The organism is Mesobacillus maritimus (assembly GCF_044803185.1).
Lineage (GTDB): Bacteria > Bacillota > Bacilli > Bacillales > Cytobacillaceae > Mesobacillus_B > Mesobacillus_B maritimus_B.
Genome location: NZ_CP085225.1, coordinates 4,303,622 through 4,315,937, shown reverse-complemented (window position 1 = coordinate 4,315,937; position 12,316 = coordinate 4,303,622). Strand labels below are relative to the sequence as shown.

Below are 12,316 nucleotides of genomic sequence, written 5' to 3'. Positions count from 1 at the left end.
TTTTAAGGATTCAGATCCTTACATATAAAAATGAATGCTTAATTGTGGTGCGGCGGGACTTAGTCCTTCTGCACCTTTTAACAACAAGGGGAGTGAGGGAGAAACAATGAAGATTGGTTATTTGGGTCCGCGTGCTACGTTTACAGATTTGGCAGTTCGTCATTTATTTCCTAGGGAGGAAGCTACCCCGTTTGTGACGATCCCTGAATGCATTGATTCGGTTGAAGAGGGACTTTGTGATTTCACGGTTGTTCCGATTGAAAATGCGCTTGAAGGCTCTGTTAATATTACCTTAGACTATTTAATTCATGAGGTACCATTATTTATTATAGGCGAGGCAACAGCGCCAATTCAGCAGCATTTGATGGTGCATCCAGAGAATGAAGGTCGTTGGCAAGAGGCGGAATTGATTTTAAGCCACTCGCACGCACTTGCACAATGCCATAAATTTCTTCACCGTGAAATGAAGGGAATCGCAAGTGAACGAATGACGTCAACAGCTGCAGCCGCTCAATATGTCCAGGAGCATCCTGAGAGAAATATTGCTGCGATTGCAAACGGCCTAGCGGCATTGGAATATGGATTGACTATCGTGAGGGAAAACATTCATGATTATGATCATAATCATACTAGATTCGTGGTGTTGTCAAAGGAAGATCAAGCATTGCCACCATCTGAACTTGTAAGCAAAGGCTCGAAAACAACTTTGGTTGTTACCTTGCCTTCCGACCGTACTGGAGCACTTCACCAAGTGCTATCGGCCTTCTCATGGCGTAACCTGAATTTATCGAAAATTGAGTCTAGACCGACAAAGACAGGACTTGGAAATTACTTCTTCATTATCGACATCGAACAGCCAATGGACGAAGTCCTCATCCCAGGAGCCATGGCCGAACTCGAAGCACTCGGCTGTTCCGTGAAAGTACTAGGAAGTTATCCTTCTTTTAAACTATAGGGTTGTAAAAGGTAGGTTCTAATTGCCCGTAGCAGGTTGAAAATGAGTCGAACGGTAAAATAGAAGGCCTCTAATTACCCGAAATAGATTTGAAAATGGCTAAACGGTAAAATAGAGGGCCTCTAATTACCCGAAGCTAGTTGAAAAGCGGCAGAACGGTAAAATAGAGGGCCTCTAATTACCCGAAGCTAGTTGAAAAGTGGCAGAACGGTAAAATAGAGGGCCTCTAATTACCCGAAGCAGGTTGGAAACCGGCTGAATGGTAAAATAGAAGGCCTCTAATTACCCGAAGCAGGTTGAAAAGTGAGGGAACGGTAAAATAGAGGGCCTCTAATTACCCGAAACAAGTTTGAAAGTGGCTAAACGGTAAAATAGAACCTCAAAGTAAAAAGGCTACACTCAAAGCAGCGCTCCAAAAGAGCCTCCAAGAGTGTAGCCTCTATTTTTTAATCAGATAAATCAATCAGATAACCTGCTTTTTTCATGGCAGCTTCGGCTTCGTCCAATGCGCGTTCGCTTTGGGCGGCGATGGTGTGGATATGGATGCCTTCTGTTAATTCGGATAAATACCCGGCATTTGTCCTTTTGATTTTCTCCATAAACTGCTTCACTTCTCGGCGGTTTGAAACCATGATTGAGGCTGTTAAATCTCCGTAAACAGGATGCTCAATTCGGACATCCTTTACCGTGACACCTTGGTCGACGAGGATGTTCAGCTCTTCCTCGGTTGCCTCAGGAGAATGGCTACAAGCAATCGTTCGTTCGGCAAGAGCCGCTGGCGAACCCGTATTCATGTATAGATACCCTTGACTGGTCGCGATAATTGGCTCGTTCCGCGCCTTTAACAGCGTGATGTCCCCGACAATTACCTGTCGACTAACGTTCGTTTGGGCCGCAAGCTCTCCGCCTGTAATCGGTTCTGCACTTGATTTTAAAATATCCAATAAAAGCGCTCGTCGCTCTTCACCTAATATTTTTTTCATATTTGTTACTCTCCTTATCTAACTTCCCTTCAAAATTGTACCATACCTCAGGCGGTGAAGTTCATTTATCTCAGGTTGCTGAGCTAGTTCAGCTAAAAACTCACCAAGACTATGGACATCTTCTTCAGTGGTCTGCCTTCCAAATGAGATTCTAATAAATTCCTTCGCTGCTTTACCGGTTACTCCGATTGCTGCCATCGTTTTAGAAGGTGCTAACAGCCCGATGTGACAAGCTGTGCCAGTGGAGATGGCAAAACCTCTTCGATTGCACTCAAGCATCACCCACTGTCCTTCATGGTCGTGGAGACGCATTCCAATCAGCCCGGGAAGCTGTGACGGGTAAATGGTCACTTCATTTCCTAAAAAGGTAAAGTGATTTGTAAACACGTCCCGTAAAATTGATAAACGATTCATCTCCTCGTCAAGTCCCGAAACAGCCTTCTGTGCGGCTAAAGTCATCGCCAGAATCCCGGGAACATTGACAGTCCCTGCGCGAAGTCCTTTTTCATGAGCCACACCTTCAATCTGTGGCCTCCAAGCTACCCGGGGATTCACGTAAGCAATGCCTGTACCTTTTGGACCGTAAAATTTATGTCCCGAAATAGAGAGAGTATCAACTGCTGCAGCGATTTCTTGAATCGGGGTTTTCCCGAAAGACTGTACACAATCACTATGGAGCAGAACCTGATTTTTTTTACATAAAGAGCTAATTTCCTTAATTGGCTGCAAGGTTCCGATTTCAGGATTAGTATGTTGAATGGAAACTAGGATGGTATCATCCCGCATCGCCTCTTCAACGGCAGCAACCTCAATCCTTCCCTCTGAGTTAAAAGGAAGATAGGTCACCTCATAGCCTTCCTTTTCAAGCATTTTCATAACAAGATAAACGGAATCATGTTCGGCGATCCCGGTAATGATATGACGACCTTCCTTAAGCTTTGCTGATAGTAAGGCACGTATCCCAAGAAGATTACTTTCCGATCCTCCTGATGTAAAAAAGATCCCGTCTGCCTCAACCGCGAATAACTTGGCGATTTCGGTTCGCGCGTTCTCCAATAGGGTGGTTGCTTGATACCCAATATCATGGAGACTTTGGCTGTTTCCATAGTATTCTGTAGCCGCTTTTACGTACAATTCTGCGGCTTCTTGATCCAGCGGGCTGCTAGCAGCATAATCAAAATATTTCATCATCAGTCTCCTAAAATATAAAAATATCTTGTCATTAGTTTAAATCTATGTAAATATAGGTGTCAAGACACCTGTAAAATCAGGAGGAAAACAATGATGAAAATAGCGAATGTACTGATTGTGGGCAGTGGCATCGCTGCTTTACAGTTAGCAGCAACCCTAAAACAGGACTTAAATGTGATGGTTCTCACAAAAAATTCAACGACAAAAGGAAATTCATATATGGCCCAAGGTGGTGTCGCTGCGGCATTGGGTGTAAAGGATCATCCGAATTTACATTTTCTTGACACACTTGAGGCAGGCAGAAACCACAATGATTCCGAAGCAGTAAAGGAGTTAACGAAAGAAGCCCCGGGAATCATCAACGGGCTTTCACAAGCAGGTTGTCAGTTTGATTTTAATAAAAAGGGAGATTTGAAGCTTGGGATGGAAGGAGCTCATTCCGAAAAGAGAATCGTCCATAGCGGCGGGGATGCGACAGGAAAAGGCCTCGTTGAATTTCTAGTTTCCCAATTAGGTAGCCATATCACGGTTCAGGAAGATGTCTTTGTTTATGAGCTAATCATGAGCGACGACAATCAATGTAGGGGCGTGAAGGCAAAGCATCCAGACGGAACGAATGAAGTTTATTATGCAGAGCATGTTGTGCTTGCGACTGGTGGTTGCGGGCAGTTGTATCACTTTACTTCGAATTCGGAAAGTGTGACAGGAGACGGTTTAGCGCTTGCCTATCTGGCTGGAGCAGAGCTAGTCGACATGGAGTTCATTCAGTTTCATCCTACGCTCCTTTATGTAGACGGACAAACGAAAGGCTTGATTTCCGAAGCTGTCCGCGGGGAAGGGGCAAGGCTCGTGACGGAAGATGGCACTTTCATTATGGAGGGCGTGCATCCGCTTAAGGACCTTGCGCCGCGTCATGTTGTGTCGCAAACCATCTATGAATACTTAAAAATGGGGGAACCCATTTATTTAGATATCAGTACGATTGAAAATTTTACTGAGCGATTCCCAACGGTCTCGGCTATCTGTCGCGAATCAGGGGTCAAGCTTGAAACAGGCCGTTTGCCAGTTGCTCCCGGAAGTCATTTTTTAATGGGAGGAGTTAAAACAGATCGCTTAGGACGAACGAATATAGCAGGTCTTTATGCGATTGGCGAGGTAGCTTGTACTGGTGTTCATGGTGCCAACCGTCTTGCCAGCAATTCTTTATTAGAAGGATTGGTTTATGGAAGACGACTTGGAAATTGGCTTAATGACCAATCTGGGTTAAAAGAAAAATCAAATTATGACTTCGAAGTGTCTGTACTATCAAAACCTGCAGAAAAGAAGAGTCTTTCTCTCCCAGATAAACATGTTTTACAGCAAACGATGATGGACCGGACGGGGATTGTCCGGCAGAATGGCGCTTTAATGATGCAAAAAAGTTGGCTTGAATCCTTCTGTTTAGCGGATTGGTTGGAAACTTCGCTAGATGATTATTCAATCGAAGAAATCAACGATGTGTTTATGCTGATTACCGCGTGGTTGGTGACAGATGCAGCCTTAGCCCGGTCAGAAAGCAGGGGTGGGCATTACCGAGCAGATTACCCTGGTGAAGATAATGCAAATTGGCTGAAGAAACAAATCGTCTATAAAAGAAAAACAAAAAAGGGTGGTCAACGTGAACAAATTAAAACTGCGCTTACAACTTGAACAGTTTTTTCTTGAAGATATCGGTGACAGAGATGTTTCCAGTGATTTAATTTTTGGAAAGGCCGGAACCGGTGAGATTGTGTTTATCGCGAAAGCGTCCGGTGTGTTTTGTGGCGAAGAAATCATTCGTACGGGGTTCCATTTGCTTGATCCAAATGCGGTGGTTGAAATGATGACCGCTGACGGCGAGCCTGTTGAAGTTGGTCAAAAGCTAGCGATCGTAAAGGGTAATATTTCTGATCTTTTAAAAGGAGAAAGAGTGGTACTTAATCTTGTTCAGCGTATGTCAGGGATTGCTACTAAAACAAAGGAAGCCGTTGAGGCGTTGGCAAGCTCTCATACTAGAATTTGTGATACCAGAAAAACGACACCAGGTTTAAGAATGCTTGAAAAGTATGCAGTCCGTTGTGGCGGAGGGTTTAACCATCGTTACGGACTTTATGATGCGGTCATGATTAAAGACAATCATATCAGTTTTGCTGGTGGAATTACGAATGCGGTCAATGAGGTCCGTAGGCAGATTAGCCATATGGTTAAAATTGAAGTCGAAACTGAGACGAAAGAGCAAGTCCTAGAAGCTGTGGAATCAAAAGTTGACTGTATCATGTTTGACAACCGCTCACCAGAAGAAATCAAGGAATTGATTAAACTTGTTCCTTCAGGAATTACAACCGAAGCGTCAGGTGGAATCTCAATGGAAACCTTACCAACCTACCGAGATACAGGTGTTGACTATATTTCCTTAGGATTCCTAACCCATACGGTAAAAGCTTTAGATATCAGTGTAAAAGTGAATATGTAAACAAGGGGGAGAAAGAATGGATTTGCTTAATGTAATCGGGTCCCGACCGCTAGAACTACCTGAGCAGTATCGGAATATGACGCCTGAGGAACTTGAAGAGAGAGTACGTGAAATTAAAGAAAAACTCGGCAACAAACTCTATATTCCCGGACATCATTATCAAAAAGATGAAGTCATTCAATTTGCGGATGCGACGGGGGACTCATTAAAGTTGGCGCAGCTATCTGCAGATAACCGTGATGCCGAGCATATCGTGTTTTGCGGAGTTCATTTTATGGCTGAAACAGCTGATATTTTAACAAAGAAAGATCAGAAAGTATATTTACCGGATATGCGTGCAGGCTGTTCGATGGCCGATATGGCTGATATTTATCAGACAGAACGCGCATGGGGCAAACTTATCGAGATGTTTGGCGAAACCATCTTGCCACTTACGTATGTCAATTCGACTGCTGCGATTAAATCCTTTGTTGGTGAGCATGGAGGGGCAACGGTTACTTCTTCCAATGCTGAAAAAATGGTTCGCTGGGCGTTCGAACAGAAAGAGCGACTACTGTTTTTACCTGATCAACATCTGGGGCGAAACACTGCTTTTAATATTGGTATTGGTCTTGATGAAATGGCAATCTGGAATCCGCTTAAAGACGAGTTGGAATTCGAAGGTCCAATTGAAAAGGTAAAGGTGATTCTGTGGAAAGGTCATTGTTCCGTTCATGAGAATTTCACGGTTGAAAATATTCATCAAGTTCGTGAGACGTATCCTGATATGAAGATTATTGTTCATCCTGAGTGCCGTCGCGAGGTTGTCGCTCTGTCGGATTTAGCTGGTTCAACGAATTATATTATAGAAGCAATCAATGCCTCCCCTCCTGGCTCAGCCTGGGCAATCGGAACAGAAATGAATCTGGTCAAGCGAATCATTCAAGAGCATCCAGATAAACACATCCTTTCATTAAATCCTCATATGTGTCCTTGTTTGACAATGAATCGAATCGATTTGCCACATCTAGTGTGGTGCCTAGATTCGATTGAACAAGGAGAAGGACATAATGTCATCGAAGTAGACGAGGTCGTAGCCGAAAATGCAAGAAAAGCACTAAATCGAATGCTCGAACAATCATAATAATGAAGGTGTCCCGGGGGTTTGCTGGGGCACTTTTTTATTTTGGTGAGTAAAAAATGGGGCGGTGAGAATAGGAAGATGATTTGCGTGAATAGAAGTCAGAACCGCGAGAATAGACCGGGAATTTGTGAGAATAGAACCTAAAAAAGCGTGAATAGGAGTGGCCCGTGAGAATAGAAAGGTGATTTGCGTGAATAGAAGTCAGGACCCCGAGAATAGACCGGGGATTTGTGAGAATAGAACCTAAAAAAGCGTGAATAGGAGTGGCCCGTGAGAATAGGAAGATGATTTGCGTGAATAGAAGTCAGAACCGCGAGAATAGACCGGGGATTTGTGAGAATAGAACCGGAAAATAAGTGAATAGAACCGGAAAATAAGTGAATAGAACCGCAAATTACGTGAATAGAAAAAGCCGATGCAAATAGAAAGGTGTTTTATCCGCAAATAGGGTACAGAAAGTTGCAAATAGAATGAGGAAAACTGCAAATAGACAAAGGATTTCCGCAAATAGAACCACAAAACACGTGAATAGAAATATCAAATATGATTTGGGCTTATCCAATTTCAATGGAAAAGCTTTAATTTTAGGTTGGTTACATATACATGGGAAGAGAAGCATAAGTTTTTTTGAAGATTAATGGCAATTTGCCTACACAAACATAGACTATATGGACTTATGCCATAGGAGGGAAATCATGAAGATCCATATCGTACAGAAAGGGGATACTCTTTGGAAGATCGCCAAGAAGTACGGCGTGAACTTTGAAGAGCTGAAGCAGATGAATACTCAGCTCAGCAACCCTGATATGATAATGCCCGGTATGAAAATAAAAGTTCCGACTACAGGGGGGACGATAAAAAAAGAAGCGCCCATCTCTGACGGAAAGGCAAAAATCAATTGGGGTAGTAAAAAAGAGATGCCAAAGAAGGAACATCCCATTATAAAAGAAAAACAAAAGGAACTACCAGTAAAGGAAGAGCAGATGCCTCTACCGGTAGAAGAGTCGCCGAAAGATATCGCACCGATAATGGAAGAACCGAAGCCAAAACCAGCACCAAAGCCGAAGCCGGCTCCAAAGCCAATTATGGAGGCACCAAAACCAGCACCAAAGCCAAAACCGGCACCGAAACCGATTATGGAAACACCAAAACCGGCACCAAAACCAATGCCTAAGCCGATTTCGGAGATGCCAAAACCAAAGCAGCTACCGAAACAAGAAGCAATAAAGGAAACACCGAAACAACCATTTGCGCCTAAAATGCCTCAGACCATGATTCCAGAGGCTGAACTAAGTCAATTCTACACTCAAAATATGGCTAATATGGCACCGCCGCCGCAACAAATGCCAATGCAAGGTGGACCACAGTTACCACCCAAACCAAAAAACATTTTCCCAGGTGTAAAACAAGAAGCAATGCCAAATTACAACACAGATGGATTTGGGGATGAGTCTTCCTCAATTATTCCAATCAATCAAGGAGGTTTCCAAGATTCTATGATTCCATATCCACATCAATTTCCAATGTCACCAGGCATGCAGGGTCCAGGGTACCCAGGTCAGCAACAAATGCCATATCCACAAGTTCAAGGTGCACAAATGCCTGGATATTCAATGCCAGGTGTAGAAAGCCCAGAATCTTCAGCGTATGGTCATATGCCAAACATGCCGCATATGCCCAATATGCCTCATCAGGCAGTTGAAGGTGTAGAAAATATGCAAGCGCCAATGCCATATCAAACGGCACCAGCAATGAATTATCCTTGCCCACCGCCGATGCCAATTTCACCAGTCCTTCCAGGTTCAGGTCTTTGCGAACCATACGGCTTCCATCATCCTGGAATGATGCCACAGGTACAAGGTGCAATGGATGCGCAAATGCCATACGGTATGATGCCGCAGGTACAAGGTGCAATGGATGCGCAAATGCCACACGGTATGATGCCGCAGGTGCAAGGAGCTATGGATGCACAAATGCCATTGATGCCCCAAGTACAAGGAGCTATGGATGAACAAATGCCGTTAATGCCACAGGTTCAAGGAGTAGAGGATTACGATTCTCCTGATATGAACATGAATATGAATATGCCAATGATGCCACAACAAGCACCGATGATGAATGATTGTGGCTGCGGAGGTGGTGGAGGGTATGGCCCTCAACCAGGATTCGGTCATCACCCAGGGTTCGGAGGTCAACCAGGATTCGGTCCACAGCCAGGGTTCGGAGGCCAACCAGGATTCGGTCCACAGCCAGGGTTCGGAGGCCAACCAGGATTCGGTCCACAGCCAGGGTTCGGAGGCCAACCAGGATTCGGTCCACAGCCAGGGTTCGGAGGTCAACCAGGATTCGGACCACAGCCAGGATTCGGAGGTCAACCGGGATTTGCACCACAGCCAGGGTTTGGAGGTCAACCAGGATTTGCACCACAGCCAGGATTCGGAGGTCAACCAGGATTCGGACCACAGCCAGGGTTCGGAGGTCAACCAGGATTCGGACCGCAGCCAGGGTTCGGAGGCCAACCAGGATTCGATCCACAGCCAGGTTTTGGAGGTCAACCGGGATTTGCCCCACAACCAGGATTCGACCCACAAATGGGCCATGGTCCGATGGCAGGATTTGATCCAGCTCAACAAATGCCTGGAGATCCATATGGAATGCCACGAAATGATGAAGACGAAAGCAATGAATATTAATTTTCACCCCGGAAGGGACGATTTTATCGATCGTCTCTTCTCCTATTTAACCAGTACACTGCCATTGGAAATTCTTCAACTAAAGCAAATACGAAACAATGTATTTCTGTTAGAGACAAACAATAATCTTTTTATCTTAAAAGGGTATCAGAACCTGCCCAAGCTCAGAGTGCAGCAGGATTTGACTGCCTCACTTAAAAGCGCAGGCTTTAATGAGACCTACGAGTTTTATCAGTTTACTGATACCCCGCTGTTTTTCGAAAACCGCTATTATGGCTGCATCGGTTATATTGCCCAAAATAGGAACCACTTTACGTATCAATCACAAGTAGAGCGTGAAGAAGGTCTCCACTTACTCACAACCTTTCATTCAACAACCAAAAGGCTCGTCCCCACCTATAAAGGAGTAATACCCAAACAGAATTTGCTGAAAAAGTGGAGAGACCGTTTGCAGCGCTTTAAAATAAATCGAGCAATCGTAAACTATTATGTGCCAAAACAAATGACAACAGAACTTTTAGAATGGGCAGAAGTGGCTTTAGCTGGAATGGAAAAACATAAAGCAGATTTTGAGTCTCGTGCTCCGGTAATTCTCCATGGAGATGTTGCTCATCATAACTTTATTCGTTCAAAGTCTAGTGACCTTTATTTAATTGATTTTGATCTCGTTTCCATTGGACCAGCAAGTTATGACCTTCTTCAATATTCTAATCGAATTCTACCGTTTATGAATTGGTCACTAGAATCATTGTCTAAAATGGAGGGGCTAGCTGACCATCTTCATGACAACTCATTTCTTTATGGATTAATGTATCCATCCGATATTTTTCGAGAATGGAATCGGATTATCAAATTAAATAGTTACTATAACCCGGCTAGGGTAGCACCATTGGTGGAGCTAACGGTTTCCCAATTCAATGATAGAAAAGCCTTTATTGAGAGTCTTGAAAATAAAATTACTTCTTAAAAGCAGTCACTAGACTGCTTTCTTTTTGTTTTGGCTATATTAAAACACAAGGTTGAATTTAGTATCGTTGGTTGAAACTGAAGGATAGAAGACTCCTGCTAGGCGCTGCTGCTAGACAGGCCAGGCTACCGGACTGCCCATGGAAGCAAAGTGCCTGGAGCGGAAATCAACAGCAACTCTTAATAGAGCTTTTGTTTTAATAAGGCTCTTTTCTCAAACTTTGTTGCTCTAGCTTATAAAGTAATGGTTAGTTGAGCTATGTTTTCACTTCAAAATTGCGTATTCTGGGAGAAAAGAGCTTATAAACTATATTTTAGCGCACCAAATAGTTTCACTTACGTTAAAATCGGCTTTAGGTAGTAAAAATCGGCTTTAAGATTTTTACAATTTTAACAACAACCTTTAAGAAAACAGCCTTTAATAAATATGAATATATTGGTCATACTAGTAATGAATTTAAAAAGTGAGGTGACCGGCAATGGGATTCAAGTCTGTTGTCAAGACGCTTAGCGTAGTATTTGCTTTTTTTGGCCTTGGTTTCTCACTAAGTAGTGGGATTGTGTTCGCAGCTCAGCCTAATCAGTTAAATGAAGAGAAGGCAGTCCCATTGGGTATAACGGTCATTTTGGAGAGAGTCTACCTTGACGGTGAAATTAGTGAAGAAAAGGTAGAGGAGAAAGTCTTGTCGTTGGAGGATCTCTGGTTACGGTATGATGGATGGCAATTTATTTCAATGGACGAAGATACAGTTGTTTTTAAACAAAATGTTGACGATATATCGCCCTTATTAAAAGCAAATGGCTATTTTGGTCTAACCGAAGATGGGGTGTTAACCATCTTCAATGGGCGCCCTGACGAATCAAGAATCATTCAATCCTTCTTTCAAATTGATGTTGGCAAGCTAGAAAGTCGTGAACGCCTGCAATTGAAAAAGGGAATTCCTATCAAGACAAAGGATCAATATGAAAAAGTGATTGAAGCCTTTAAGCCTTATACTAGAGAGCAAATGCAATAAAATGAACAGGACCGGTCCGTACCGGTCCTTATTTGTGTGAGAGTAGATTAAATTTCTTCGTTCCTAGTTAGATAGTGTGATAAAATGGGGTACAGCAAAATAGAGGAGCGAAAGATACGTGTTTGAATATATAAAAGGGAAACTGGACTTTATTAGTCCAGAGTACATCGTAGTAGACAACGGTGGCGTAGGGTACCAAATCCACACGCCAAATCCTTTTGCTTTTACAAAGCAGATGGGTTCAGAGATACAGATTTTCACATTTCATTATGTACGGGAAGATTTAATGGCTTTATACGGATTTCAGTCTCGGGAAGAAAAAGCTCTTTTCATTAGGCTACTCAATGTAACTGGAATTGGACCAAAAGGTGCACTGGCCATTTTAGCTTCTGGTGAACCACAGCAGGTCGTTCAGGCAATCGAAAATGAGGATGAGGCCTTCCTTGTCAAGTTCCCAGGCGTTGGGAAAAAGACAGCGAGGCAGATGATTCTCGACTTGAAAGGCAAGCTTCAGGATATTGTTCCTGATTTCTTTCCAAATCTGTTCACTGAAGAAACAGTGGTGGAGGATCTATCAACTGAATTTGATGAGGCTGTCCTAGCATTGAAAGCTCTTGGTTATTCTGAAAAAGAATTGAAGAAAATTACCCCTGAGCTGAAGAAAGAAAAACTGACAACCGACCAATATATTAAAAAGGCATTGCAGAAGTTATTAAGATAGGCTTTTTTTCTGTAACGGTTGTTGTTAAAATTGTAAAAATCTTAAAGCCGATTTTTACTACCTAAAGCCGATTTTAACGGCGGATAAGCTATTTTGTAAGTTAAAGAAAATTTGCAAGCTCTTTTCTCATGAATGTGGGCTAAACTACAGTAAAAGATTGTCCAAACACATTTTTCT

General features: G+C 43.1%; 10 protein-coding genes. 8 read left to right on the top strand and 2 right to left on the bottom strand.

What is annotated here, in order from left to right:
• Positions 1 to 106: 106 nt before the first annotated feature.
• On the top strand, positions 107 to 955 hold the full coding sequence (pheA, locus tag LG336_RS20940) for a prephenate dehydratase (RefSeq protein ID WP_404329407.1): 849 nt from the start codon (positions 107 to 109) through the stop codon (positions 953 to 955).
• Positions 956 to 1,401: 446 nt separating this feature from the next.
• On the opposite strand, the gene LG336_RS20935 is transcribed toward pheA, so the two are convergent.
• Together LG336_RS20935 and LG336_RS20930 are read right to left on the bottom strand one after the other, a co-directional pair.
• Positions 1,402 to 1,938, bottom strand: a complete 537-nt coding sequence (locus tag LG336_RS20935; protein ID WP_404329406.1) for a transcription repressor NadR — start codon at positions 1,936 to 1,938, stop codon at positions 1,402 to 1,404.
• A gap of 18 nt (positions 1,939 to 1,956) precedes the next feature.
• Positions 1,957 to 3,129 carry an IscS subfamily cysteine desulfurase gene (locus LG336_RS20930; RefSeq protein WP_404329405.1) on the bottom strand — a complete coding sequence of 391 codons (1,173 nt, stop codon included), beginning with the start codon at positions 3,127 to 3,129 and terminating at the stop codon, positions 1,957 to 1,959.
• 90 nt (positions 3,130 to 3,219) lie between these two features.
• On the opposite strand from LG336_RS20930, the gene nadB reads away from it, so the two are divergent.
• The 7 genes from nadB (at position 3,220) to ruvA (ending at position 12,139) form a co-directional block, all read left to right on the top strand.
• On the top strand, positions 3,220 to 4,818 hold the full coding sequence (gene nadB, locus LG336_RS20925; RefSeq protein WP_404329404.1) for an L-aspartate oxidase: 1,599 nt from the start codon (positions 3,220 to 3,222) through the stop codon (positions 4,816 to 4,818).
• A complete protein-coding gene (nadC, locus tag LG336_RS20920) occupies positions 4,787 to 5,620 on the top strand; it encodes a carboxylating nicotinate-nucleotide diphosphorylase (protein ID WP_404329403.1) in 834 nt (277 codons plus the stop codon). Before nadB ends, nadC begins: the two co-directional genes overlap by 32 nt.
• A gap of 16 nt (positions 5,621 to 5,636) precedes the next feature.
• Complete coding sequence (gene nadA, locus LG336_RS20915) at positions 5,637 to 6,743, top strand: quinolinate synthase NadA (protein WP_404329402.1); 1,107 nt, start codon at positions 5,637 to 5,639, stop codon at positions 6,741 to 6,743.
• A gap of 695 nt (positions 6,744 to 7,438) precedes the next feature.
• Complete coding sequence (gene safA / locus LG336_RS20910; RefSeq protein WP_404329401.1) at positions 7,439 to 9,436, top strand: SafA/ExsA family spore coat assembly protein; 1,998 nt, start codon at positions 7,439 to 7,441, stop codon at positions 9,434 to 9,436.
• Positions 9,408 to 10,403, top strand: a complete 996-nt coding sequence (locus tag LG336_RS20905) for a phosphotransferase (protein WP_404329400.1) — start codon at positions 9,408 to 9,410, stop codon at positions 10,401 to 10,403. The genes safA and LG336_RS20905 overlap by 29 nt, the downstream gene beginning before the upstream one ends.
• Before the next feature lie 478 nt (positions 10,404 to 10,881).
• Entirely contained in the window at positions 10,882 to 11,418 is a 537-nt protein-coding gene (locus LG336_RS20900) for a BofC C-terminal domain-containing protein (RefSeq protein ID WP_404329399.1), read from the top strand.
• A 118-nt stretch (positions 11,419 to 11,536) separates the two neighbouring features.
• On the top strand, positions 11,537 to 12,139 hold the full coding sequence (ruvA, locus tag LG336_RS20895; RefSeq protein ID WP_404329398.1) for a Holliday junction branch migration protein RuvA: 603 nt from the start codon (positions 11,537 to 11,539) through the stop codon (positions 12,137 to 12,139).
• Positions 12,140 to 12,316: the final 177 nt, after the last annotated feature.